A 25,443-nucleotide genomic window follows, 5' to 3' on the forward strand; every position below is an offset into this window, starting at 1 on the left:
CCATGAGCGAGACCAACATTGCCATGCTCGAGCCGGTCGAGGACGTCGGCGGCGTCGCGCAGCCGCTGCTGCAGGTCAACGGCCTGACCAAGCACTTCCCGGTGCGGGGCGGGCTGTTCGCTGCCAGGCGCACCGTGCGTGCCGTCGACAACGTCTCCTTTGCCGTTGCCAAGGGGGAGACCGTCGGCATCGTCGGTGAATCCGGCTGCGGCAAGTCCACCACCGCGCGGCTCTTGATGCATCTGATGCCGCGCGATACCGGCGACATCGTCTATGACGGCATGACCGTGGGACAATCGCTGAGCCTGCGCGAGCTGCGCCGCGGCATGCAGATGGTGTTCCAGGATTCCTACGCCTCGCTCAACCCGCGACTCACGATCGAGGAGTCGATCGCCTTCGGCCCCAAGGTGCACGGCATGGCCGATGGCGCGGCGCGCACCCTCGCGCGCGAGCTGCTCGGCAAGGTCGGACTGCGCTCCGAGACCTTCGCCAATCGCTACCCGCACGAGATTTCCGGCGGCCAGCGCCAGCGGGTCAACATCGCGCGTGCCCTGGCGCTGTCGCCGCGGCTGGTGATCCTGGATGAAGCCGTCTCCGCGCTCGACAAATCCGTCGAGGCGCAGGTGCTCAATCTGCTTGTCGACCTCAAGCGCGAATTCGGCCTGACTTATCTCTTCATCAGCCACGACCTCAACGTCGTCCGTTACATCTCGGATCGCGTCCTGGTGATGTATCTCGGCGAGGTGGTCGAGCTCGGCCCGGTCGACCAGGTCTGGGATCGTCCGGCGCATCCCTACACCCGCGCATTGCTGGCCGCGATGCCGTCCTCAGACCCCGACAGGCGCACCGAGACGCCGCCGATCACGGGTGATCCGCCGAACCCGATCGACCCCCCCCCGGGCTGCCGCTTCCACACCCGTTGTCCGTTTGCGGAGCCGCTCTGCGCAAATGCGACACCAAAGCTGACAGCGCTGGATAAGATGGGCCACGAGGCCGCGTGTTATATGGCGATTCCTGGTTCTGGCCATAGCCGCGCGCCCAGGGAGATGATCGCATGACGAGACCGACACCGAAAGAGATCAAGCCCATCGCGCAAATCGCCGGCGTGCCCGTGGATGACGAGATCGCAACCCGCATCTCCAACTCCATCGGACCTGCCTTCGAAGGCTTCGCGACCATCGCGGGTACGCTGCCGTTCGATCTCGAGCCCGCGCTCTATCCGATCGTGCAGACGCAGAAGGTGTCGAAATGAGCCTTGAGCCCGCACTGATGACGCTCACCGAGGTCGCGCGTGCGATCGCGATGAAGCAGCTGTCCTCGCATGAGGCGACGCGCGCGTTGCTCAACCGCATCGCGCAATGGCAACCGCATCTCAACGCCTTCATGTTGATTGAGGCAGAATCCGCGCTGAAGGCGGCCGATGCCGCCGATGCCGAGCTCGCCGCGGGCAAGGTCCGCGGTCCGCTGCACGGCGTGCCGCTCGCGCACAAGGACATGTACTATGACGCCGGCCATGTCGCGACCTGCGGCTCGCTGATCCGCCGCGACTTCGTGCCATCAGTGACCTCCACCGCCTTGCAACGGCTCAAGGATGCCGGCCAGGTCCGCCTCGGCACGCTGCACCTGGCCGAATTCGCCTATGGCCCGACCGGCCACAACGCCCATTATGGCCCGGTGCGCAATCCCTGGAACGTCGCCCACATCACCGGCGGCTCGTCGTCGGGCTCCGGCTCGGCGGTCGCGGCGCGGCTGACCTATGCCGCGCTCGGTTCCGACACCGGCGGCTCGATCCGGATGCCCGCGCATTTCTGTGGCGTGACGGGGCTGAAGACCACGGTCGGCCGGGTCAGCCGCGCCGGCGCTATGCCGCTGTCGCAATCGCTCGACACGGTCGGTCCGCTGGCCCGCACCGCCGAAGATTGCGCGCTGTTGCTGGCACTGATGGCCGGCCCCGATCCCGCCGACTCGACATGCAGCCAAGAGCCGTTGTCGGATTACGTCGCCGCCACCAAGGGCTCGCTAAAAGGCCTCAAGATCGGCGTGCCCGCCTCGTTCTACGTCGACGATCTCGACGCCGAGGTCGCGCGCGTGCTGGACGAGACCATCGCGGTGCTCAAGCGCGAGGGGGCCGAGATCGTCAAGGTCGAGCTGCCGGATCAGCGGCAATTGTCCTCGGCGAGCCAGCTCGTGCTCGCCGCGGAAGCTGCCGCCTTCCACAAACGCTGGATGATCGAGCGCCCGCAGGATTATGGCCCGCAGGTGCTGATGCGGCTTCAGAACGGCCTCGCCGTTCCCGCCATCACCTACCTGGAGGCGATGCGCTGGCGTGGGCCGGCACTGGCTGCGCATAACGCGGCGACCGCCGGGGTCGACGCGGTGATCGCGCCGGCTTCGCCGGTGCCGGCGCCGACGATCGAGGAGAGCGATGTCGGCGGCGGCCCGAACGCGCCGGCGCTGCTGCAACGGCTGACGCTGTTCACCCGCCCGGTGAACTTCCTCGGCCTGCCGTCGCTCACGGTGCCCTCCGGCTTCACCAGGAGCGGCCTGCCGGTCGGCATGCAGCTGATCGGCCGCTCCTTCCACGAGGCGACCCTGCTCACCATCGGCGCCGCCTTCCAGCGCGTCACCGATTATCATGATCGATTGCCGAAACTGCCGTCATGACCAAGCTCGTCGAGATTTCCGGCCTCAACATCCGTTTCACCGGCGAGCGCACGGTCTATGCCGTGAACGACCTCAGCCTGTCGCTGGGTGATGGCGAGGTGCTCGGCCTGCTCGGCGAGTCCGGCTCGGGCAAGAGCGTGACGCTGCGCGCGCTGATGCGGCTGTTGCCGAAGAAGCGCACGCAGATTTCCGGCAAGGTCAACGTCATGGGGCAGGACGTGCTCGCCATGAACGACGAGCAATTGTCGTCGTTCCGCGGCCAGACCGTCTCGATGATCTTCCAGGAGCCTGCGCTCGCGCTCGATCCGGTCTACACTATCGGCGCGCAGATCGCCGAAAGCGTCGTCCGCCACGAGGGTAAGACCTATGCGGAGGGCAGGGCCCGTGCACTCGAGATGCTCGAGGTCGTGCGCATCCCCTCGGCGAAGCGGCGGCTGGATGCCTATCCGCATGAGATGTCGGGCGGCATGCGCCAGCGCGCGATGATCGCGCTGGCGCTGGCCTGTAGGCCAAAAATCCTGCTAGCGGACGAGCCGACCACGGCGCTCGATGCCACCGTGCAAATCCAGATCCTGCTCTTGCTGCGCGAGCTGCAGCGCGAGTTCGGCATGTCGGTGATCTTCGTCACCCACGACATCGGCGTCGCCATCGAGATCTGCGACCGTGTCGCGGTGATGTATGCCGGCCAGATCGTCGAGCAGGGCAGCTTGCGCGACATCGTCCGCAGCCCCATGCATCCCTACGCCAAAGGCCTGCTTGCCTCCACCATCCACGGCGCCAGGCGCGGCCAGCGGTTGGAGACCATCCCCGGCACGCCGCCCTCGCTGGCCGAAATGCCCCACAATTGCTCCTTCGCCCCGCGCTGCAAGCTAGCCGAGCCGCGTTGCCTGGAGCGGCTGCCTGCGAATGTGGAGGTCGGCCCGGGGCGGGCGGCACGATGTGTGCTGGCGGAGCCCTTCACAGCGGTGTCATAGCTTTGGACGAAATCAACCAGGCTCGCGGCCGCGCGAGCCTCATGCCATTCAGACTCCATTCATCCCGGTTCCCGTTCCATGCCGGGCGTTGAAGGAGAGGGACCGCGCCGATGCACATTTCCAACGAAGGCCTGCTCGTCATCCTGTTCGTTGGCCTGGTCGCCGGCTGGCTGGCCGGCAAGATCGTGCGGGGCGCCGGGTTCGGCCTGATCGGTGACATCGTGATCGGCATCTGCGGTGCGCTGGTGGCGAGCCTTCTGTTTCCCAGGCTCGGCATCCGCCTCGGCACGGGCCTGGTCTCCGAGATCGTCTATTCCGCCATCGGTGCGGTCATCCTGCTGCTGGTGGTGCGGCTGGTGCGGGGCGGCGGCCGGCTCTAGCAGCAGCCCGGGTCGATCGATCGGAACTGCCGCCTCTTCCAGACCTGGGGAGGGGCGGCCACGTCTGCACCAAAAAGCCGCAAAGACTGTGAAATACCGGGCTTGCGTGCCCGGCCGTCGGGAGTAGATGTGGCCCATCGGGGTTCTGAATGAACCGGCCCGCGTTGGACGCAGCGCCAACATGATGTTAATTCGGGACGCGTAGCCTGAATTGCCCGTGAAATCAGGGGCTTTGGCCCCACCAGAAAGAGACCAGACTGATGGCAGCCTCCGGCGTCCGCCGTTCAGAGCTCGGTGACGCCTTGCGCGCCTGTCGCACGGCGTTCGTCGGCGTCGGCCTGATGAGCTGCATGATCAACCTGCTCTATCTGACCGGGTCGATCTTCATGCTGGAGGTCTACGACCGGGTGCTGCCGAGCCGCAGCATTCCGACCCTGGTCGGCCTGATCATCCTCGCCGGCTTCCTCTACATGGCGCAGGGCGTGCTCGACATGATCCGTAACCGGATCCTCGGGCGGATCGGCACCGCGCTGGACGAGGCGCTCAACAAGCGCGTGTTCGACACCATCGTGCGCCTGCCGCTGCTGGTCGGCAGCCGCAACGAAGGTCTGCAGCCGCTGCGTGATCTCGACAACGTCCGCTCCTTCCTCGGCGGCATGGGCCCGAGCGCGTTCTTCGATCTGCCCTGGCTGCCGCTCTACCTCGCCATCTGCTTCGCCTTCCACGTCATGATCGGTGTCACCGCGCTGATCGGCGCCATTATCCTGGTCGGCCTGACGCTGGTCACCGAATTCATGTCCCGCCAGCCGGCGAAGGAGGCGATGGGCCTTGCCGCCCAGCGCAACGATCTCGCCCAGGCCAGCCGCCGCAACGCCGAAGTCATGGTGTCGATGGGCATGGCCGGCCGGATGAACCAGCGCTGGAGCGAGGCCAACGAAAAATATCTCGCCGGCAACCAGCGCGCCAGCGACGTCGCCGGCGGACTCGGCGCGGTCGCCAAGGTGCTGCGCATGATGCTGCAATCGGCCGTGCTCGCGGTCGGCGCCTATCTCGTCATCCACCAGGAGGCGACCGCCGGCATCATCATCGCCGGTTCGATCCTCTCCGCCCGCGCGCTGGCACCCGTCGACCTCGCCATCGCGCACTGGAAATCCTTCGTCGCCGCGCGCCAGAGCTGGCAGCGCCTGACCCGCCTGCTGGAGCAGATGCCGGCGCAGGCGATGCCGACCCAGTTGCAGGCGCCCACCAGCCGGCTCTCGGTCGAAGGCGTCTCCATGGTGCCGCCCGGCGACCAGCGCCTCATCGTGCAGGACATCAACTTCACGCTCACTGCGGGCAATGGCCTCGGCGTGATCGGCCCGAGCGGCTCCGGCAAGTCGTCGCTGATCCGCGCGCTGGTCGGGGTCTGGCAGCCGGTGCGCGGCAAGGTGCGGCTCGACGGCGCGGCGCTCGATCAATGGTCGTCCGACATGCTCGGCCGGCACATCGGCTATCTGCCGCAGGACGTCGAATTGTTCGGCGGCACCATCGCCCAGAACATCAGCCGGTTCGATCCCGAGGCGACGTCCGACGCCATCATCGCGGCGGCGAAAGAAGCCGGCGTGCACGAGATGATCATCAAGATGCGCGAGGGCTACAACACGCAAGTCGGCGAGCAGGGCACTGCGCTCTCGGCAGGCCAGGCGCAACGCGTGGCGCTGGCGCGCGCGCTCTACGGCAATCCGTTCCTGATCGTGCTCGACGAGCCGAACTCCAACCTCGACACCGAAGGCGATGAGGCGCTGACCCGCGCCGTCCGCGCCGCCCGCGAGCGCGGCGCCATCGTCGTCGTGGTGGCGCACCGCCCGATCGGCGTCGAGGCGGTCGACCAGATCCTGGTTCTGCGCGACGGTCGCATACAGGCGTTCGGCCCGAAGGAACAGGTGCTGGCCCAGGTGCTGCAGCCGCGGGCGACGCCGCCGGCGCCGATCAAGATCGTCAGCGAAGGCGGAGTGGCCAAACCATGAGCACCAAGCCATGAGCACGATGGCCATCGGCGGTCCGAAGCCTGCCGCGAAGAACACCGTCCGGGACTCGATCAAGTTTCACCTGCTGCTCGGACTCGGCATCGTGCTGGTGCTGGTCGTCGGTCTCGGCGGCTGGGCGTCGACCGTGCTGATCTCGGGCGCGCTGATCGCGCCGGGCCAGATCGTGGTCGAATCCAACGTCAAGAAGGTGCAGCATCCGACCGGCGGCGTGGTCGGCGAGGTGCGCGCCCGCGACGGCGACCTGGTCAAGGCCGGCGACATCGTGGTGCGGCTCGACGACACCGTCACCAGGGCGAACCTTGCCATCGTCACCAAGAATCTCGATGCCGCGCAGGCGCGCGCAGCCCGGTTGCAGGCCGAGCAGCGCGGTGTAGACAGGATCGAATTTCCGCAAACCCTGCTCGACCGCGCTGGCGATCCCGACGTCAAGCTGCTGCTCTCCGCCGAAACCAAACTGTTCGACGTCCGCGTCAACGGCCGTGCCGGACAGAAGGCGCAGCTGCGCGAGCGCATCACCCAGCTCAACGAGGAGATCGCCGGTCTCAGCGCCCAGGAGAAGGCCAAGGATCAGGAGATCGCGCTGGTGCAGAACGAGCTCACCGGCGTGCGCGATCTCTACGACAAGCGTCTGGTGCAGCTTTCGCGCCTGACCCAGCTCGAACGCGACTCGGCGCGTCTCAACGGCGAGCGCGCGCAGTACATCGCCGCGCGCGCCCAGGCCAAGGGCAAGATCACCGAGACCGAGCTGCAGATCATCCAGGTCGACAAGGACGTGGTGAGCGAAGTCTCCAAGGATCTGCGCGAGACCAACGACAAGATCGGCGAGCTGATCGAGCGCAAGGTCGCCGCCGAAGACCAGCTTCGCCGCATCGACATCCGCGCGCCGCAGGACGGCATGGTGCTGCAATCCAACGTGCACACGGTCGGCGGCGTCGTCACCGCCGGCGACGCTCTCATGCTGATCGTGCCGCAGACCGACGACCTCCAGGTCGAGGCCAAGGTCAATCCGGTCGACATCGACAAGCTCCAGATCGGCCAGAAGACGCTGCTGCGCCTGTCCGCGTTCAACCAGCGCACCACGCCCGAGCTCAACGGCCTCGTCAGCCGCGTCTCGCCCGACGTCACCACCGACCAGCGCACCGGCCAGAGCTACTACACCATCCGCGTCTCGATGCCTGCCGAAGAGATCGCCCGCCTCGGGGACGTCAAGATGATTCCCGGCATGCCCGTGGAAGCCTTCGTCCAGACCGGCGACCGCACCATGCTGTCCTACCTGATGAAGCCGCTGCACGACCAGCTGATGCGCGCGTTCAGGGAGAAATGACGCGCGAAAGCGCGTCATTTTCACCCGTCATTTCGAGCGTAGCGAAGCAAATCCAGTCTGGTAGGGTGGGCAAAGGCGCAAAGCGCCGTGCCCACGATTTTTCACACGATGAGCATATTGGTGGGCACGCTTCGCTTTGCCCACCCTACGGCACCGCCTTCTTTGCTATAGTATGGCTCAAGCTCAAATAGCCCGGCGGTCGAACCATGCAATCTCCTCCCTCCATCGCCACTGAATCCTTCTCCGACGCGGGCCTCGCCGTCGCGCGCCTTGAGGAGATCTACGAGCGCAACACAAAATTCCTGCGCGAGCGGTTCGAGGCCTATGTCGGTGGCGAGGCCGTTACCACGCGGGTGCGGGCCTACTATCCCTTCGTGCGTCTCACCACTGCGACGCATGCCAGGCTGGATTCGCGCCTTGCCTACGGCTTCGTCGCCGGGCCCGGCGTGCATGAAACCAGCGTGACGCGGCCGGATCTGTTCCGCAGCTATCTCGTCGAGCAGATCGGATTGCTGATCCAGAATCACGGCGTGCCCGTCGAGATCGGCGAATCGGCCGAGCCGATCCCGATCCATTTCGCTTATCGCCGCGACATCAATATCGAGGCGGCCATCACCACCAGCGAGAATTCGGCCGCGACGCGATCGCTGCGCGATGCGTTCGACGTGCCGGATCTCGCCGCCATCGACGATTCCATCGCCGACGGCACCTTTGAGCTCCGGCCCGGCGCGGCCGAGCCGCTGTCGCTGTTCCGCGCCGCCCGCGTCGATTACTCGCTGCGCCGGCTCTATCATTACACCGGCACCGATCCCGAATATTTCCAGAACTTCGTGATCTTCACCAATTACCAGTTCTATGTCGACGCCTTCGCGCAAGCGTGTCAGCAGCGGCTTCAGTCGGGCGAGGCCGGCCTCGATGCCTTTGTCGCGCCGGGCAACATCATCACGCAGAGCGGCGGCGCGGTGAGCGGCATCGCGCCCGCGCGCATGCCGCAGATGCCGGCCTTCCATCTGGTCGTATCGGGCTATCGCGGCATCACCCTGATCAATATCGGCACCGGCCCGTCGAACGCGCGCAACGTCACCGACCACGTCGCCGTGCTGCGCCCGCACGCCTGGCTGATGCTCGGCCATTGCGCGGGCCTGCGCAACACGCAGCGGCTCGGCGACTACGTGCTCGCGCACGGCTATGTGCGCGAGGATCACGTGCTCGACCGCGAGCTGCCGCCGTGGGTGCCGATTCCGGCGCTGGCCGAGATGCAGGTCGCGCTCGAAGAGGCGGTCGAGGACGTCACCGGCCTCGAAGGTTTCGAGCTCAAGCGCCTGATGCGGACGGGGACGGTGGCGAGCGTCGATAACCGCAATTGGGAGATCTCGGGGCCCGAGGTGATCCGCCGCCTGTCGCAATCGCGCGCCGTTGCGCTCGACATGGAATCGGCCGCGATCGCCGCCAACGGCTACCGCTTCCGCGTGCCTTACGGCACGTTGCTGTGCGTCTCCGACAAGCCGCTGCACGGCGAGATCAAGCTCGCCGGCATGGCCAGCGAATTCTACCGCCGCCGCGTCGGCCAACATCTCGAGATCGGCCTGAAGGCGCTGGAACGGCTCAAGCAGCAGGAATCGGAGCGCCTGCATTCGCGAAAGCTTCGCAGCTTTGCCGAGGTGGCGTTCCAGTAGGGCGAAGTTGCTCTTTGCTGCTGACAACCGAAGCGATTTTCAGCATTGTCCGTCGGGGGGGGGGGGGGCTCGACCGGGACGACTTGATGCCACTGACGCGCGACAGGATCATCGGCCACGACCATGAACGGCTGGCCTTTCGCTTCACCATGCTGAACGACGGCGAGGTCGTGCAGTGCCAGATCAGCGACGCCGCGATGGACGAGCTCGCGGGCATGCAAGGCACCGAAAGCAGCGCGCGTCAGGCGCAATTCCTGTCGCTGCGCGAGACCATCGAGCGGATCGCGTCGGATGTCTACGATGAAGCGCCACGGGTGCAGGGATATGTGGTGCGGATCTTCATGCGGCATTTGGGACGGTAGCCGTAGCGCTTTCTCCGCCGTCATTCCCCGCGAAGGCGGGGAATCCAGTACGCCGTGGCCTGTCGATTCAATCACTATCGCCTCGGAGTACTGGATCGCCCGGTCAAGCCGGGCGATGACAGTGGTGTTGGGGGTGAGACGGCGCCAACTCACTCACATGCGGCACCGAGCGTCACTCCCCCAGCTTCCTCAGCAACAACCGCAGCGCGGCCGCAGCGAACACCTGCATGTTCGCAAGCCGGTCGCTGCTCCCCGTCTCCAGCGTCATCACCTCCGACACAGGCCCTGCAACCGCCATGCAGCTATGACCCGCCGCGTCGCCGTAACGGTTGCCGGTGGGGCCGGCTGCGCCGGTCTCGGACAGGCCCCAGTCGCTGCCGAAGCGCGTTCGCATCTGTCCGGCCAGCAGCTGTGCGTAGGGCTCAGACGAGGAGCGGAAGCCTCTCATTCCTTCGTCCGAAATATCCATCAGCACGCGCCTGGCGTCTCGGGTGTAGACCACCGCGCCGCCGAGGAAATAGGCGGACGCGCCGGGTACCGCGAGCAGGCTCGCGGCGATCAGGCCGCCGGTGGAGGATTCGGCGACGGCAATGGTCTGTTTGCGCGCGATCAGTTTGGCGGCGATCTGTTCCGCAATGCCGACGAGCTCTTTCATTCCCTGAACCTCTCGTTTCCCGCAACCGAGCTGCGCCTTCCTAGCATATGCCGGAAGCCTTGGCCGAGTTGCGGGCGACCGGCAGGCCTGATTGAATGGCGGGGACAGAAAAGACAAGCGAGGAAACGTGAGAAGGGAGACGTCATGGCGTCCCTGATCGCCGGCGGGGTGGATTGCGATGTGCATCCGGCCGTGCCGCATCTGACCAGCCTGCTGCCCTACCTGAACGATTATTGGCGCGATCAGGTGACGACGCGCGGCATGGTCGACCTCATCTCGCAATCCTATCCCGAGAGGTCGCCGATCACGGCGCGACCGGACTGGCGTCCCGAGACAGGCAAGCCCGGCGAGAGCCTGGAGGACATGCAGCGCCACGTGCTCGATCCCTTCCAGCTCAAGCATGCCATCTGCAATCCGCTCTACGGCGTGCAGATGGTGTTCTCCGAGGACATGCAGGCGGCCTTCTGCCGTGCGTTGAACGACTGGCTCGTGACGGAGTGGCTCGATCGCGATCCGCGGCTGCGCGGCTCGATCGTGATTCCCACGCAGAGCGTCGAGAAAGCCGTGGCCGAGATCGAGCGCTGCGCACAGGACAGGCGCTTCGTGCAGGTGCTGATGCTGGTGATGGGCGACACGCCGCTCGGCAAGCGCGCGCTGTGGCCGATCTACGAGGCCGCGGAGCGGCTGGAACTTCCGGTCGGCATCCACGCCGGTTCCGCCTATCACAATCCGCCGACCGCGGTGGGATGGGGTTCCTATCACATCGAGGATTATGTCGGTCAGGCCCAGGCGTTCCAGACCCAGCTCACCAGCCTGATCGTCGAGGGCGTGTTCGCCAAATATCCGCGCCTGAAAATGGTGATGCTGGAGTCGGGCGTCTCCTGGATCTCGCCCTATCTCTGGCGGCTGCACAAGTTCTGGCGCGGGGTGCGGATGGAAACGCCGTGGGTCGATCGCGCGCCGCTGGACATTGTGCGCAGCAACATCCGCTTCTCGTTACAGCCATTTGATGCACCGCCGGATGAGGCGACATTAAATCGCCTGTTTGAGCATATGCAGTCCGACGAATTGGTCCTATTCTCCACGGACTATCCGCACTGGCAATTCGACGGCCAGGACGCGCTGCCCGAAGGTCTGTCCCCCGATCTCGTGCGCAAGATCATGATCGACAATCCGCATGCAACCTATCCCCGCCTGAAATGAGCCCGCTGCCAGAGGAGGCAAGGCGATGAATATCCAGTTCCGCGAGAACCAAGAAGCCGCGTCCCCCCTGACCGCCAAGACCGCGATCGCGGACTGCGACATCCATCCGGCCCGCGCCACCCGCACCGAGCTCTATCCCTATCTCGCCAAACGCTGGCAGCATCATCTCGAGGTCTACGGCGTCCACGCCTATCAGGGCATGATGGAAGGCCCGCCCTATCCAAAGGCGCAGCCCAACGCCTCGCGCCGCGATGCCTATCCGCCCGAGGGCGGGCCGCAGGGATCCTCGCTGTCCTTCATGCAGAAGCAGCTGCTCGATCCCAACAACGTGCAGCTGGGCGTGCTCAATCCGCTCAACACCGGGCAGGGCATCCGCAATCACGAGCTGTCGGCCGCCTTGTGCTCGGCGATCAACGACTGGCAGATCGACAAATGGACCAGCAAGGACAAGCGGCTGAAGGCCTCGATCGTCGTCGGCAACGAGGACGGCCTCGCGGCCGCCGCCGAGATCCGCGAGCGCGCCGGCGACAAGAATTTCGTGCAGGTGCTGCTGCTCAGCCGCAATGTCGAGCCACTCGGCCAGCGCCGCTATTGGCCGATCTACCAGGCCGCGGAAGAAGCGGGGCTCCCTGTCGGCGTTCACGCCTTCGGTTTCGGCGGCAACCCCATTACGCCGTCGGGCTGGCCGAGCTACTACATCGAGGAGATGGTCGGGCATTCGCAGTGCCAGCAATCGGCGCTGGCGAGCCTCGTGCTGGAAGGCGTGTTCGAACGTTTCCCGAAGCTGAAGATGGTGATGATCGAGGCCGGATTCGGCTGGGCGCCGTCGCTGGCGTGGCGGCTCGACAAGGCCTGGCAGCGCCTGCGCAGCGAGGTGCCGCACGTGAAGCGGCCACCCTCGGAATATATCCGCGAGCAGGTGTGGTGGACCACGCAGCCGATGGAAGACCCTGAAAGGCGCGAGGACCTGTTCGACGTCATCAACTGGATTGGCTGGGACCGGCTCTTGTTTGCGACCGACTATCCGCATTGGGACTATGACGAGCCCTCGCGCGTCTTGCCGGCGGGCGTCAGCGAGGCCAACCGCGAGGCATTCTATCTCGGCAATGCCAAGAAGCTGTACGGCATTTCCTGATGGCGAGACACGTCATAGCGCCGGTCAACGAGCTTCCGCCGGGCACGCGAAAATTCCTCGAGATCGACGGACGGCCGATCGCGATCTTCAACGTCAAGGGCGAATATTTCGGCCTGATGAACCGCTGCCCGCATCAGGGCGCGGCGCTGTGCGAGGGTCCGCTGATCGGCCTCGCGCAGTCCAGCAATCCCGGCGAGATCGAGTACACCAAGCTCGGCGAGATCATCCGCTGCCCCTGGCACGGCTGGGAATTCGACATCCGCACCGGCCAATCCTACTGCGACCCCCGCCGCTTCCGCGTGAAGGCCTATCCGGCCCATGTCGAGCCCGGCGCGAGCGTGGTCAAGGGGCCGTATGTCGCCGAGACGATCCCGGTGAGCGTCGAGAGCGATTACGTGGTGGTGGAGCTGTAGCCCCCCGCTGTCATTCCGGAGCAGCCCGCAGGGCTGAACCCGGAATCCATCGTACAGCAGAACGGCGGCAAAATGGATTCTCTGATGCGCAATTGCGCATCGTAGCTCGCGCTACGCGCGCCCCGGAATGACAGCAAGACGGCAAGCCGCTGCTTTTCAGGCTTTATTCTGCGTGGCAGCAATCAGCCACTGCCTGAACGCGGTCAGCTTCGGCGCCTCGCGGCGGCCCTCCGGGGCGACCAGGTAGAAACCGGCATCGGCCGGCAGCGCGATCTTGAAGGGCACCACCAGCCGGCCCTTGGCGATATCGTCTTGCACATAGGAGGTCCGCCCCATCGCCACGCCGATGCCGTCGATCGCGGCCTGGATGGTCATGAAGATCATGTCGAAGGTGATGCCGGGATGCCTGGCGATGTCGGCCGGCAGGCCCGCCGCGGTCAGCCATAGCCGCCAGTCGTCGCTGTTGGTGCTCGAAGTGTGCAGCAGCGCGTGGTTGCGCAGATCCTCCGGCCGGCGCAGCGGCTTGTCGCCGCGCAGCAGTGACGGACTGCACACCGGAAACAGCTCGTCCGCCATCAGCCAATCGGCGCGCAAGCCCGGCCACTGGCCGCGGCCGTAGCGGATCGCGGCATCGACATTGTCGCGCTGGAAGTCGACGAGGCTGGTCGAGGTGGTGATGCGCACATCAAGACCGGGATGCTGCTCCTGGAAATCGCTCAGCCGCGGCAGCAGCCATTTCGCGGCGAGTGAAGCCAGTGTCGAGACCGTCAGCACCTTGTCGTCGTCCTTGCGCAGCAACCGGTCGGTCGCAAGCCGCAGGTCGTTGAAGGCGGCGCGGACGCCCGGCAGGTAGTCGCGCGCTTCCGGCGTCAGGGCCAGCGCGCGGTTCTGCCGGATGAACAGGCGGATGCCGAGCTCCCCCTCGAGCCTGCGGATCTGATGGCTAATCGCGGTCTGCGTCACGTTCAGCTCGCTGGCTGCCAGCGTGAAGCTGAGATGGCGCGCGGCAGCCTCGAACGCCCGCAATCCGTTCAGGGACGGCAATCTGGCAGTCATTTGGCAGCAGGATACATGACGTTATTTCATGCGAAAGGGTACAAATTGTCGTTTGTCGCAGTGCACTAGGAAGCAGATATTAGCGGTCAAGTTAGCTCTAGGAGCTCGAAATGTCTACTTTGACCCACAACTCGATGACAAATCATCATGCGCCTGGCTTGATCGAGCAGATCGGCGAGACGCTTCACGTGTGGCATGAGCGCTACCGGACCCGGCGCGAGCTCACGCAATGGACCGCACGCGATCTCCAGGACGTCGGACTGTCCTGGTCCGATATCGCCTTCGAGGCCGAGAAACCCTTCTGGCGGGCCTGATTGGCCGCCAGGCCGGCGTCGCCTGACCACAGGGGCGCCGGCGCTCCCTTTCCCGGATGGGCATGTGTCATGGGCACCATTCGCCTCGAAGACCTGAAGCAATATTCGGACACGCTGCGCACCCGGCACGGCGAGGCGCTCAACGTCCGCTTCGTCGAGCCGCGGGACACCGAGGAGCTCCAGCACTATTTCCGCTCGCTCTCGACCCGCTCGCGCTACAACCGTTTCTTCGGCGCCGTCAGCGAATTGCCGGAAGGGTTGCTGCGCGACTTCCTCCAGATCGGCGATCGCGAGCGCTTCACGATCGTGGCAACCATGCTGGTCGACGGCTTCGAGACCATCGTCGCCGAGGCGCGCTACGCGCTGCATGCCGAAACCGCGACGCTCGAATTCGGCCTGTCGGTCCATGACCGCTGGCAGGGCCACGGCATCGCCACCGCGCTGATGAAGAACCTCGAATGCCGCGCCGCCGCGCTTGGTGCCGAGCACATGTTCGGCGAGACGCTGCGCTCCAACGAGACCATGGTCTCGCTCGCGCGGAAATCCGGCTTCGCATTCGTCAATCATCCCGACGATTGGAAGCTGGTGCGCTTCGGCAAGGAGATCTCGGTCGCGCCGAAAGACATCCCCTGCGCGAGCTGGCGCCTCGCCGCCCTTTCCCGTCAGGCCGAACGCCCCTCAGCCTCGGCCTGACACCACTGAGAAGCCCGGCCTGGTTATCCAGAGCCGGGCTCTTTTTTTGCCTTTGTAGCCCGGATTGAGCGCAGCGCAATCCGGGACTCGCGCCACATCCGTCGGCGGCCCCGGATTACGCTACGCTCCATCCGGGCTACGGACCGAAGAAGCGGCCGCCTCAGGGTGACGGTGATAGATTTCGGATGCCTACTTCCCCGTGAACACCGCTTTGCGCTTCTCGATGAAGGCCTGCACCGCCTCCTTGTGATCGGCGGTCGTGGTCAGGCGCACCAGCCGCTCGGCTTCGTGGTCGCGCGCGGTCTCGAAGTCGAACAGCACGGCCTCGTCGAGATTGTCCTTCATGTAGCGCAGCGCGAGGCGCGGGCCTTCGGCGAGCGATCTGGCCAGCGCGAACGCCTCCGTCTGCAATTTGTCGTCGGGCACGACACGGTTGACGAGCCCGATCGCTTCAGCCCGTGCGGCATCGACGCGGTCGCCGGTGAACATCAATTCGCGTGCCCGCGCGGTGCCGACCAGCCGCGTCAGCAGCCAAGCGATGCCGTAATCGCCCGACAGCGCGATGCGGGCATAGCCGGTGGCGACGAAGGCCGATCGCGCGGCAATGCGGATGTCGCAGGCCATCGCGATGGCAAGGCCGGCACCGACCGCGGGGCCGGGCAGGGCGGCGATGGTCGGCTTGCGCACCGACACCAGCGCGCCGGTCAGCAGCCGCTGCCGCTCCTGGAGATCGGCGACCTTATCGTCGAAGGACATTTCGAGCTTCTTGGGGTCGCGATGCGCACCCATGCCCTTGACGTTGCCGCCGGCGCAGAAGGCCTCGCCCGCGCCGGTGAGCAGCAGCGCACCGACGTCGCGATCCTCGCCACAGGTCCGGATCATCGTGCGCAGCGCCGGCGTCAGCGCGTCCGACAGCGAATTGCGCGCCTCCGACCGGTTCAGCGTGATGACGGCGACGCGGTCGCGGATGACGCAGAGGAGCTCGTTGGTACCGGTGTCGATGCTGGTTTCCGTGGTCATGTTCGCTCTCTCCCTTCTCTCGTAGGGTGGGCAAAGCGGAGCGTGCCCACGTCTTTTGCGCAATTTCGCCGAGATAGTGGGCACGGAGCTTTGCGCCTTTGCCCACCCTTCGGCAGCTCGCCTCAAAAATTCTCCACCCAGGGCCGCAGCTCCAGCTCCCAGCTCCAGGCGCTGCGCGGCTGCTGCAAGACGTTCCAATAGCTCTGCGCGATCGCATCGGGGTCGAGCATCGAATCCGGTCTGTCCGCGGCCTCCGTCCGCGCCGCGCTCCTAATGCCGCCGTCGATCACGAAATGCGCGACATGAATGCCCTGCGGCGACAGCTCCCGCGCCAGGCTCTGTGCCAGTCCGCGTAGCGCGAACTTGCCCATCGCGAACGAGGCCGACTGCGCATAGCCCTTGACGCTGGCCGAAGCGCCCGTGAACAGAATCGCACCGTGCTTGTTCGGCAGCATGCGTTTTGCGGCCTGTTGCGCCACCAGGAAACCGCCATAGGCGCTGACCGCGATCGCGTTGGCGACGTCGGCCGGAATGAGATCGACGAACGGCCCGCGCGTGCGGCCGCTGGCATTGTAGACCACGAGGTCGGGCGTGCCGATCTCGCGCTCGACCAGGCCGAACAGCCGCTCGACCTCCTCCGGATCCGCCGCGTTGCAGGCATAGGCCTTCGCGCCGGTCTCGCTGCAGAGCGCGCCAAGCTTCTCGATCTTGCGCGCGGCCAGCGCCACGCGAATATTCTGGGCGGAGAGCAGCCGCGCCAGCGACGCGCTCAGGCCTTCGCCGGCGCCGACGATGAGGGCGATCTTGTATTTCGGATGTTCCATGGCGTGATCTCTTGGGATGGGAGCCGTAGATCTATGCATGCCGACGCGAACAACCAGCCGGCACGATCACAATTCCGCAGAGCGAATTGCTCCTCCACGGCGATCATGCCTGCCTGACAATTTGCGGCTTTATCGCTCTCCGCGGCTGGAGCATGATCGACATCATCCCAAGCGGCAAGCGCCAAATCAGCGCAAAATGTCCGCACGGCGGAAACGAGTGAGGACGATCATGCACAAGCCGGCCCCAGCACAGCCGAACAACGCCGCGGCCGAGCCATCCGGCCTGCTGGCGCCAGATACCACAGGCATGAATTTCTACCGCGCCGATCCTGCGCTGACGGATCTCTTGCGCATCCATCTGCCCGAGCCGCTGTTTCGCCACATCGAGCCGCATCTCGACCGGCTCGGCGCGCTCGCCGGCGGCCGGCTCGACGAATGCGCGCGGCTTGCCGACCGGCACACGCCCATTCTGCACCAGCGCGACAAGTTCGGCCGCGACGTGCAGTCGATCGAATATCACCCGGCCTATCGTGAGCTGGAGAACGCCGCCTTCGGCGAGTTCGGCATTCACGCGCTCTCGATCCGCAAGGGCATCATGGGCTGGCCGGATAAATATCCCGTGGTGGCCAAGCATGCCTTCACCTTTCTGTTCAACCAGACCGAATTCGGCATGGGCTGCCCGATCAACGTCACCGACGGCTGCGCCAAGCTATTGGCGAACTTCGGCAGCGAGGCGCTGAAGGCGAAATATCTGGACGGCCTGACCTCGACCGACATGAGCAAGCTGACGCAGGGCGGCCAGTTCATGACCGAGAAGGAGGGCGGCTCCGACGTCGGCACGCTCACCACACGCGCGGTGCAGGAGGGCGACCATTGGCGCCTCTATGGCGAAAAATGGTTCTGCTCGAATGCGGACGCCAAGGTCGTGATGCTGCTGGCGCGTCCTGAAGGTGCCGGCCCCGGCACGCGCGGCGTCGGCCTGTTCCTGATGCCGCGCTTTCTCGACGACGGCGCGCAGAACAATTACCGGATCGTGCGTCTCAAGGACAAGCTCGGCACCCGTTCGATGGCCTCGGGCGAGATCAAGCTGGAAGGCGCGATCGCCTACGCGGTCGGCAAGCTCGACCGCGGCTTCGTGCAGATGGCCGAGATGGTGAACTCGTCGCGCCTGTCCAACGGCGTCAAATCCACCGCGCTGATGCGCCGCGCCTATCACGACGCGATGACGGTGGCGACGAACCGTGTGGTGTTCGGCAGCCGCATCATCGACCTGCCGCTCGGTCGCCGCCAGATGTTGAAGATCATGCTGCCGGTGGAGCAGGCGCTGTCGATGAGCTTTCTCACCGCCGACGCGCTCGACCGCGCCGAAGCCGGCAGCCAGGATGCGGCGGCGCTCCTGCGCATTCTCACCCCGACGCTGAAATTCCGCGCCACGCGCGATGCGCGCAAGGTCTGCGGCGATGCGCTCGAGATGCGCGGCGGCATCGGCTATATCGAGGAATTCGCCACCGCGCGCCTGCTGCGCGATGCCCATCTCGGCTCGGTCTGGGAAGGCACCGGCAACATCGTGGCGATCGATGCGCTCCGGCGCGCGGTCGGCCGTCACGGCGCGGAGTCCGCGCTTGCGGCCGATCTGCAGGCCCGGCTCGATGACAGCGCGTCGGTGCCGCAGGCTTGGCGCGACCGTCTGCGCGGCCTCACCGATCGCGCCGTCAGCTTCGCGCGCGAGGTCGCGAGCAAGTCCGAGAACGAGGCGGATGCCCGCCGCGCCACCAGCCTGCTCTATCATGTCGCCAGCGCGGTGGCGCTCGCCTGGGAAGCGCACCGCATCCACGACATGCGCGGCGATGCGCGCCGCCTGCTGCTCTCGCGCCTCGTCATCGACCACAGGGTGTCGCCGAACGACCCGTTCCGGCTGACGGAAAATACCGCGCAGGCGAGGATTGCTGAGCTGCTGCTTGGGGATCGCGACGCCAGCATGAGCGAGGTTGGCGAACTGGTTCTGGCGGCGTAGGCTAAGTGTTGCAGCGAGCGCAGTTCACCTCTCCCTTCGGGAGAGGTTGTAGAGTCGACGACGAATGAAACAAAGATGACGAGGAAACACCGATGAAGGCCGCCGTCCTCCATGAAGTCAACCAGCCGCTCGTCATCGAGGATGTCAGCCTGCCGAAGCCGGGTCCGCGCGAGGTCCTGATCCGCACGGCGGTCGCCGGCCTCTGCCATTCCGACCTGCACTTCATGGAGGGGCTCTATCCGCATCCGCTGCCAGCGGTGCTCGGGCACGAATCCGCAGGGGTCGTCGAGCAGGTCGGCTCCGATGTGACCTACGTCAAGCCGGGCGACCACGTCGTCACCTGCCTGTCCGTGTTCTGCGGCACCTGCGACAATTGCACCACCGGCCGCACCGTGCTCTGCACCGACACCACGGTGAAGATGCTGCCGGGCGTCTCGAACCGGATGCAATGGTCGAAGCCCGAGAAGCTGCACCAGTTCCTCAACCTGTCGTCGTTTGCCGAGCAGATGCTGGTGCACGAGAACGCCATCGTCAAAATCAGGAGAGAAATGCCGCTCGATCTCGCCGCGCTGATCGGCTGCGGCGTCATCACCGGCTACGGCGCGGTGGTGAACACGGCGAAGGTGACGGCGGGCGAGACGGTCGCTGTGATAGGCTGCGGCGGCGTCGGCATGGCCGCGATCAACGGCGCGCAGATCGCCGGCGCCGGCCGCATCATCGCCATCGACACCAATCCGGCCAAGCTCCAGCTCGCGACCAAGCTGGGCGCCACCGACATCATCAACCCCGCCGACGGCGACGTCGTGAAGCAGGTGCGCGACCTCACCAATGGCGGCGTGCATCATTCGTTCGAGGTGCTCGGCCGCAAGGAGACCGCCGAGCAGGCGTTCGGCATGCTCGCTTCCGGCGGCACCGCCACCATCGTCGGCATGATCCCGTTCGGCCAGAAGATCGAGCTGCACGGCTTCGACTTCCTGCGCGAGCGCAGGATCCAGGGCTCGTCGATGGGCTCGAACCATTTTCGCGTCGACATGCCCCGCCTGGTGGACTTCTACCTGCGCGGCCGGCTGCACCTGGAGGACTGGATCTCGGCGAAATTGAAGCTGAACGAGATCAACGAAGGCTTTGCCAACATGAAAGCCGGCAAGACGCTGCGCAGCGTGATCATGTTCGACAGCTAGCACGGCTGATGCCGCGCCCGATCAGGCGCGCGACTCCTTTATGAGCAGCAGCGTCATGAGCGCGGCAAGGCCGGCGGTGAGCATATAGGCAGGGGATATGTTCAGGCCGGCACCTGCGAACAGCAAATAGGAGAACAATCCTGCCGTCGACGCAATGAAGCCAAGCCAGGCCAGCTTGGGAAGGCGAAATCCACGTTCGCCCTGGCGGAGATCGAGCACGAGGTAGAACACCAGGAAGGTGTTGCAGAGCGCCGCCGGCAACAGGCCCATGACGATCTCGCTCTCGAATGCAAGATAGGACAACACGCCGTCGACCTGGGCAATCACCGCAAACGGCAGATAGCGCAGGTTGATGCAGGCCAGGGCGATGCTCGCAAGCTCGAACGCGTAGAAGTAGCGCTCATGCATCTTCGGAAGCAGGTACGGCATTAGAATGAGCGATGCGCATGCGACGAGCAGGATGAATTCCGGCCCGGTCCGCTTGGACTGTGCGATGAAGATCGATAGGGCAAGCCCGCTCGCTGCCGCGAGCACCAGACCAATGGCGACTCCGACCGTGTAGGGCGTTGCTCCTGCGAACACCCAGACGTTCGCTGCATTCATGGTCAGGTGATGAAATGTGCTGGCTTGGCCGAGATAGACGCCGAGCACCGAGACCAGAGATCGGCCTGCAACGAGAACGGGGATGGCGAGGATCGCATAGGCTCCCGGAATGGCTGCAAGCCACGCCAGGTGAATCTTGCGGCGCAAGATCATGCCGAGCACGAACGGTCCCAGGAAGACGCCCTGCGCTTTCACCGAGCAGCTTATGGCGAAAGGCAGAACGCCATTTCGGTTGCGCATGAACATCGCCACGGACAGCAGCGTGAAGAAGGTCCAGATCGCATCGGCCTGTCCCCACATCGCTCCATTGAAGAGCACCGTCGGTGCAAGCCAGACCGAGCAGAAGGCCATGGATGCGCGCAATGGCACTCTTGTTGCTCGCCACACCATCTGCGCAACGACGATCGCGCAACCGAGCTCGAATATCGCCGAGATGGTCTTCACCAGCGAAAGCGGCTGGCCGAGCCAGTCAAAGCAGGCGGCGATCAGCAGGAGGTAGCTGTAGAATGGGGTGTAGTTGGTGAAGGGCTCGGCCAGCGCGCCAATACCGTGATCCCGGGCAAAAGTGTACCACGGGATCAGGAACTGAATGGCGTCGCTGTTGGTGTGCTCCCGGGCGAGGTAACGGAGTGCAAGGCCGGCAAATCCGCACGCCAGCATGATGACGATCGGAATGTGCCATCTCTCCGGCAACGCCCGGTCTGCATTGACGCGACGATAGGGATTGCGGAGCGCGCCTGTCTCGATTGTGTCATTTGTCACGCAATCATTCCAGGATTCGAGCGGTAACCCTAGCCAGGTTCACGAGCACTTCGGGCTTCGCAGTGCATTGTCGCGACGCCTTCGCGGTCGAAGACTCCTGGCGATCCTTTCGCGACTTGCAGTCTTGACGGGCGAACAATTGCCAGTTGTATAAATCTTCAGATGTGCAGCTTGTCCGATGCTTGAGAAGAGATTGTTTGGTTAGCGATTGCTTTACAGACGGACGGATTTCCGAATTGCGTCGTCGCAAGAGCTTCTCGCCAAGACGGGCGGCTAATCATCGAACATCTTCGGCGGAACGAACCCGCCGAACTCGCGCTCGATTAGTTCGGCAAGCTTGAGCGGCGTGCGGTCTTCCAACCACGGGCCGACGATCTGCACGCCGACAGGCAGGCCGCCCTTCGACAGGCCCAACGGAACGGCCGTCGAAGGCAGGCCGGGCAACGTCGCAATCCCCGGCCAAGCCAGCTGATCGGAATAGGGGTAGTCCTTGCCGTCGATGCTAATACGCCGCAGGTTCTGGTCCGGCGAATGGTCATGCGGAAAGGCCGGCGTCGGCATGATCGGGCAGATCACCGCGTCGAAGCTCTTGAACAGCGCGCGCCATTGTGCACGCAGGCCGGCGCGGGCGCCGGCGTCGAGTACCCAGGCGCGGTGGCTTGCGGTGATGCCGCGCAGTCGCTCCGCACCGAGGCTGCGATCCTCGGGCGAAAGCTGGCTCGCCCGTGTCTGCGCATCCACAAGCTCATCGGGCAGGAAGAAGGCGCCGAGGAAGCTCAGGAGCATGCGCATGTAGAGCCGCGACGTCTCCGCGAAGTCCGGGAGCTGGCCGCTCTCGCGCGCGATCCGCGTGCCGGCCTTCGACAGATCGGTTGCGAGCCGGTCGATCGCGCCGCGGACGTCACCATCAGTCGGCAACAGCGGGTGGCTGTCGATCACCAGGACGCGAAAGTCCCGCAACGAATGATGCCGTGCAGCGGGCAGCTCGAGCTCGTAGGCGACACCGGCGTCCAGCGGTTCCGGGCCGGCCAGGACGTCGAGGAGCAAGGTGAGATCGGTTGCCGTGCGCGCCATCGGCCCGATGACGGCGAGGTCGTCCTCGCGCGGAATCGCCGGAAATGGCGGCGGGGTCTCACCGCGCGCCGGACAGAGATTGAGAGTCGGCTTATGCGCGAAGATGCCGCAATGAAAGGCCGGCACTCGCAGCGAGCCGCCAATGTCGGAGCCGGTGGCGAGCGCGCAATAACCTGCGGCGAGGGCTGCCGACGATCCTCCGGACGATCCGCCCGGTGTGCGGCCGAGATCATAGGGGTTGTTCGTGGTGCCGTAGATGTCGTTGTAGCTCTGCCAGTCGCCGAGGCCTACCGGCACGTTGGTCTTGCCGAGGATGACGCCGCCAGCCTGTTTGATGCGTGCCACCGGCAACGCGTCTTCGGCAGGCTTGAAATTCCTCTGCGGCGGGAATCCCCAGGTCGTCGGCAGGCCGGCGATGTTGAAGGATTCCTTCACCGTCACGGGCAGGCCGAGCAGCGGCTTGCGCTCGCCGCGTGCCAAGGCGGCGTCCGCCTCGCGCGCGGCACCGAGGGCGCGATCGAAATCCCGGACGCAGATCGCGTTGATCCTGCCGTCGTGACGCTCGATACGGGCGATCGCGTCCCGGGTGAGCTCGACCGCAGAGACCTTCTTCGCGCTCAATGCGGCCGCCAGCTCGACCGCGCTCTTGAAACTCCATTCCGATTTGGCCACCGCGCGTCTCCTGTTCCGGTTGTTGAAGGATGGTGCGCAGTTTGGCCGGATCTCGCAACGGCTGTTTGATGGAGATTGATATGCTGGCTGCTGGTTATCGGGCAGATCCAACGACAGCGTCGGTGTCATCGCCCGCCTTCGCGGGCGATGACAGGGGAATGTGAGGCGGTCTACGCCGCCCCGATCAATATCCCGACCGCGAGCACGATGGCGCCGCCGAGCACGATCTGGAACACGGCCTGGAGGAACGGCGTATCCATGTAGCGCGAGCGGATGAAGGCGATCGCCCACAATTCGAAGAACACCACGACGCAGGCGATCGCCGTTGCGATCCAGAACGCGTTGGCCCAAGTGTCGGGCACCAGATAGGGCGCGGTGTGGCCGAGCCCGCCGAGCGTGGTCATCGCGCCGCAGGTGACGCCGCGCAGCCAGGGCGAGCCGCGCCCCGTCAGCGAGCCGTCGTCGGACAGCGCTTCCGCAAAGCCCATGCTGATGCCGGCACCGATCGAGGCGGCAAGGCCGACGAGAAACGTCTGCCAGTTCTGGTGGGTGGCGAAAGCGGCCGCGAACAGCGGCGCCAGCGTCGAGACCGAGCCGTCCATCAGGCCGGCGAGGCCGGGCTGGACATATTGCAGCACGAACATACGGCGGTTGGTGCGATCCTCCTCGGCGCGGACGTCGGAACTCAGGATCTCCCCGGTCAGCTTGGCGGCGGTCTCCTCGTGACCTTTCTCGGCTTCGGCGAGATCGCCGAGCAGGCGGCGCACGCCGACGTCCTGGGCCTGTTCGGCGGCCTTCACGTAGAAGCGCTCCGCCTGCATCTCCATGGTCTCGACTTCCCTGCGGATGGCGTCGAGCGACAGGTTCTTGGTGAGCCAAACCGGACGGCGACGCAGGAACCCCTTGACGTCCTCGCGCCGGATCGGCGGCAGATGCGGGCCGAAGCGCTGCTCGTACAATTCCAGCAACATGTGCCGGTGGCCGCGCTCCTCCTCGGCCATCTGCTCGAACAATTTCGCCGAGTCCGGATAGCGCTCCTTCAAGTCCTCGGCGAAAGTCATGTAGATGCGGCTATCCTCCTCCTCGGAGGAGATCGCGACCGCCAGCACCTCGCGCTCGGTCAGATCGGCAAAATTCTTCACGGCGGCCCTGTCATCTCAATTTAGAATCATTCTAAATTCTATAGGAGGCCGCTGTTCCCAGGTCAAATCAGGCCGTGCGAGCTCCAGCGAGGAAGTCGAGCAGCAGGCGGTTAACTTCGGCAGCTTGCTCCTGCTGCACCCAATGGCCGGCGCCGTCGACGAGATGGCAGCCGAGCATGTTCGTGCAAGCACGCGCCTGCATCGCCTCGAACACGCCGGGGCGCTGGTAAGTGCCCCAATCCTGCCTGCCCGAGATGAAGCACGAGGGCACGTCGATGCTGCGGCCGGAGAACAATTGCATCTCGCTGTTCAGCATGCCTGAGGTGCCGTAGCGATACCATTGCAGCCCGCCCTGGAATCCGGTGCGGCCATACTCGGCGCTGTAATAGGCGAGCTCGCTGTCCGGCAGCCATTGGTTGGCGGCGATCGCCGCGGGCGAGGGCATCTCCTTCGCGACGGTTTGCGCCATGGTCTCGTCGGCGTCCATCACGTAGTAGGTCGGCAGTTTCGCAAGCTCACCCGCCGACCATGACTCGAGCGGGTAGGGCTTGTTGCCGGTCCAGTCCGCGCTCTTGTGATGGTAATAGGCACGCAGGAAATCGTGCACGCCCTGTGGCGCGCGGAGCATGTCGGCGTTGGCTTCGCGCGTCGAATAGTACCACTGATAGTGCTTGCGCGGACGCGGCAGCGCGGCGAGCTCGCGATGAACGGGATCTTCGGCTGCAGGCTTGGCCGGCGCGTCTGCGGTGTTGAAGGGCAGCGGCGGCGCTCCGCCGAACGGCGCGCTCATCAGCGTCACCGAACGAAACACGTCGGGCCTGATCAGCGCGCACCAGGCCGCGACCGGGCTGCCGAAATCATGTCCGACCACGTCGACCTGCCTGTACCCGAACGCCGACACCAGGGCGAGTGCGTCGCGCACCAGGTTGAGCAGGGAGAACGGCGCAAGATCGCCGTCGTAGTCCGCGCTCCATCCCGTGGTGCGGCCATAGCCGCGCTGGTCCGGCGCGATGACGTGATAGCCGGCCGCGGCGAGCCCCGGCATCACCTTGCGCCAGGAGAACGCCAGCTCGGGAAAACCGTGCAGCAGGAGAATGCAAGGACGGCCCCTGGTCTCGAAGCCCGCCTCCAGCACATGCATGCGCAAGCCGTTGACGCCGTCGACATAGCGCGAGCGGATGCCGGCGGGCAGCGGGACGTCGGGGAGTGCAGTCATGATGTTCTCCACACGGGCAGCATCGTAGGGTGGGCAAAGGCGCAAAGCGCCGTGCCCAC

Annotated in this window: 24 protein-coding genes; 16 read left to right on the forward strand and 8 right to left on the reverse strand. The window is 65.4% G+C overall.

Annotated features, from left to right (window positions below; translation table 11 throughout):
• The first annotated feature begins 2 nt into the window (after positions 1-2).
• From DCM79_RS21415 to DCM79_RS21455, 9 genes are all read left to right on the forward strand, one after another.
• Positions 3-1,058: an ABC transporter ATP-binding protein gene (locus tag DCM79_RS21415; RefSeq protein ID WP_257176222.1), complete on the forward strand. Its 1,056-nt coding sequence runs from the start codon at positions 3-5 to the stop codon at positions 1,056-1,058.
• On the forward strand, positions 1,055-1,252 hold the full coding sequence (locus DCM79_RS21420) for a hypothetical protein (protein ID WP_135164504.1): 198 nt from the start codon (positions 1,055-1,057) through the stop codon (positions 1,250-1,252). The genes DCM79_RS21415 and DCM79_RS21420 overlap by 4 nt, the downstream gene beginning before the upstream one ends.
• Positions 1,249-2,664, forward strand: a complete 1,416-nt coding sequence (locus DCM79_RS21425) for an amidase (RefSeq protein WP_257176223.1) — start codon at positions 1,249-1,251, stop codon at positions 2,662-2,664. The genes DCM79_RS21420 and DCM79_RS21425 overlap by 4 nt, the downstream gene beginning before the upstream one ends.
• Complete coding sequence (locus DCM79_RS21430) at positions 2,661-3,638, forward strand: ABC transporter ATP-binding protein (RefSeq protein ID WP_257176224.1); 978 nt, start codon at positions 2,661-2,663, stop codon at positions 3,636-3,638. The genes DCM79_RS21425 and DCM79_RS21430 overlap by 4 nt, the downstream gene beginning before the upstream one ends.
• A gap of 110 nt (positions 3,639-3,748) precedes the next feature.
• Complete coding sequence (locus DCM79_RS21435; RefSeq protein ID WP_028138655.1) at positions 3,749-4,018, forward strand: GlsB/YeaQ/YmgE family stress response membrane protein; 270 nt, start codon at positions 3,749-3,751, stop codon at positions 4,016-4,018.
• Positions 4,019-4,275: 257 nt separating this feature from the next.
• Positions 4,276-6,024, forward strand: a complete 1,749-nt coding sequence (locus DCM79_RS21440; protein ID WP_257180810.1) for a type I secretion system permease/ATPase — start codon at positions 4,276-4,278, stop codon at positions 6,022-6,024.
• 10 nt (positions 6,025-6,034) lie between these two features.
• Entirely contained in the window at positions 6,035-7,369 is a 1,335-nt protein-coding gene (locus DCM79_RS21445) for an HlyD family type I secretion periplasmic adaptor subunit (protein ID WP_257176225.1), read from the forward strand.
• A 206-nt stretch (positions 7,370-7,575) separates the two neighbouring features.
• Positions 7,576-9,045: an AMP nucleosidase gene (locus DCM79_RS21450; RefSeq protein ID WP_257176226.1), complete on the forward strand. Its 1,470-nt coding sequence runs from the start codon at positions 7,576-7,578 to the stop codon at positions 9,043-9,045.
• Positions 9,046-9,131: 86 nt separating this feature from the next.
• A complete protein-coding gene (locus tag DCM79_RS21455) occupies positions 9,132-9,407 on the forward strand; it encodes a DUF1488 domain-containing protein (RefSeq protein WP_257176227.1) in 276 nt (91 codons plus the stop codon).
• Positions 9,408-9,579: 172 nt separating this feature from the next.
• Here the strand turns inward: DCM79_RS21455 and DCM79_RS21460 are convergent, their stop codons facing one another.
• A complete protein-coding gene (locus DCM79_RS21460) occupies positions 9,580-10,062 on the reverse strand; it encodes a CinA family protein (protein ID WP_257176228.1) in 483 nt (160 codons plus the stop codon).
• A 144-nt stretch (positions 10,063-10,206) separates the two neighbouring features.
• On the opposite strand from DCM79_RS21460, the gene DCM79_RS21465 reads away from it, so the two are divergent.
• From DCM79_RS21465 to DCM79_RS21475, 3 genes are read left to right on the forward strand one after another with little or no spacing between them, the layout of a single operon-like run.
• Positions 10,207-11,265 (forward strand): amidohydrolase family protein, encoded by a 1,059-nt coding sequence (locus DCM79_RS21465; RefSeq protein WP_257176229.1) that lies wholly within the window; start codon positions 10,207-10,209, stop codon positions 11,263-11,265.
• A gap of 25 nt (positions 11,266-11,290) precedes the next feature.
• Positions 11,291-12,400 (forward strand): amidohydrolase family protein, encoded by a 1,110-nt coding sequence (locus DCM79_RS21470; RefSeq protein WP_257176230.1) that lies wholly within the window; start codon positions 11,291-11,293, stop codon positions 12,398-12,400.
• Complete coding sequence (locus DCM79_RS21475; protein ID WP_257176231.1) at positions 12,400-12,813, forward strand: Rieske (2Fe-2S) protein; 414 nt, start codon at positions 12,400-12,402, stop codon at positions 12,811-12,813. The genes DCM79_RS21470 and DCM79_RS21475 overlap by 1 nt, the downstream gene beginning before the upstream one ends.
• 156 nt (positions 12,814-12,969) lie before the next feature.
• Here DCM79_RS21475 and DCM79_RS21480 read toward each other — a convergent pair whose 3' ends face one another.
• The gene (locus DCM79_RS21480; protein WP_257176232.1) at positions 12,970-13,869 is read right to left on the reverse strand and encodes a transcriptional regulator GcvA; all 900 of its coding nucleotides are present in this window, start codon (positions 13,867-13,869) and stop codon (positions 12,970-12,972) included.
• Between the two features lie 110 nt (positions 13,870-13,979).
• Here DCM79_RS21480 and DCM79_RS21485 point away from each other — a divergent pair, with 110 nt between their 5' ends.
• Together DCM79_RS21485 and DCM79_RS21490 are read left to right on the forward strand one after the other, a co-directional pair.
• A complete protein-coding gene (locus DCM79_RS21485) occupies positions 13,980-14,183 on the forward strand; it encodes a DUF1127 domain-containing protein (protein ID WP_257176233.1) in 204 nt (67 codons plus the stop codon).
• Positions 14,184-14,252: 69 nt separating this feature from the next.
• Positions 14,253-14,876, forward strand: coding sequence for a GNAT family N-acetyltransferase (locus DCM79_RS21490; protein ID WP_257176234.1), 624 nt, complete (start codon positions 14,253-14,255; stop codon positions 14,874-14,876).
• Between the two features lie 189 nt (positions 14,877-15,065).
• Here DCM79_RS21490 and DCM79_RS21495 read toward each other — a convergent pair whose 3' ends face one another.
• Together DCM79_RS21495 and DCM79_RS21500 are read right to left on the reverse strand one after the other, a co-directional pair.
• A complete protein-coding gene (locus tag DCM79_RS21495) occupies positions 15,066-15,896 on the reverse strand; it encodes an enoyl-CoA hydratase (protein ID WP_257176235.1) in 831 nt (276 codons plus the stop codon).
• Between the two features lie 122 nt (positions 15,897-16,018).
• Complete coding sequence (locus tag DCM79_RS21500; RefSeq protein WP_257176236.1) at positions 16,019-16,720, reverse strand: SDR family NAD(P)-dependent oxidoreductase; 702 nt, start codon at positions 16,718-16,720, stop codon at positions 16,019-16,021.
• A 229-nt stretch (positions 16,721-16,949) separates the two neighbouring features.
• Between DCM79_RS21500 and DCM79_RS21505 the strand changes: the two genes are divergently transcribed.
• Together DCM79_RS21505 and DCM79_RS21510 are read left to right on the forward strand one after the other, a co-directional pair.
• Complete coding sequence (locus DCM79_RS21505; protein WP_257176237.1) at positions 16,950-18,734, forward strand: acyl-CoA dehydrogenase family protein; 1,785 nt, start codon at positions 16,950-16,952, stop codon at positions 18,732-18,734.
• Positions 18,735-18,826: 92 nt separating this feature from the next.
• Positions 18,827-19,915, forward strand: coding sequence for a Zn-dependent alcohol dehydrogenase (locus DCM79_RS21510; RefSeq protein WP_257176238.1), 1,089 nt, complete (start codon positions 18,827-18,829; stop codon positions 19,913-19,915).
• Positions 19,916-19,936: 21 nt separating this feature from the next.
• Here DCM79_RS21510 and DCM79_RS21515 read toward each other — a convergent pair whose 3' ends face one another.
• From DCM79_RS21515 to DCM79_RS21530, 4 genes are all read right to left on the reverse strand, one after another.
• Positions 19,937-21,280 carry a hypothetical protein gene (locus DCM79_RS21515; protein WP_257176239.1) on the reverse strand — a complete coding sequence of 448 codons (1,344 nt, stop codon included), beginning with the start codon at positions 21,278-21,280 and terminating at the stop codon, positions 19,937-19,939.
• A 273-nt stretch (positions 21,281-21,553) separates the two neighbouring features.
• Positions 21,554-23,026, reverse strand: coding sequence for an amidase (locus DCM79_RS21520; protein WP_257176240.1), 1,473 nt, complete (start codon positions 23,024-23,026; stop codon positions 21,554-21,556).
• A 170-nt stretch (positions 23,027-23,196) separates the two neighbouring features.
• The gene (mbfA, locus tag DCM79_RS21525; protein ID WP_257176241.1) at positions 23,197-24,168 is read right to left on the reverse strand and encodes an iron exporter MbfA; all 972 of its coding nucleotides are present in this window, start codon (positions 24,166-24,168) and stop codon (positions 23,197-23,199) included.
• A 67-nt stretch (positions 24,169-24,235) separates the two neighbouring features.
• A complete protein-coding gene (locus DCM79_RS21530) occupies positions 24,236-25,384 on the reverse strand; it encodes an alpha/beta fold hydrolase (RefSeq protein ID WP_274069729.1) in 1,149 nt (382 codons plus the stop codon).
• Positions 25,385-25,443: the final 59 nt, after the last annotated feature.

The sequence above is a fragment of the Bradyrhizobium sp. WBOS07 genome (assembly GCF_024585165.1).
GTDB classification, from domain to species: Bacteria; Pseudomonadota; Alphaproteobacteria; order Rhizobiales; family Xanthobacteraceae; genus Bradyrhizobium; species Bradyrhizobium japonicum_B.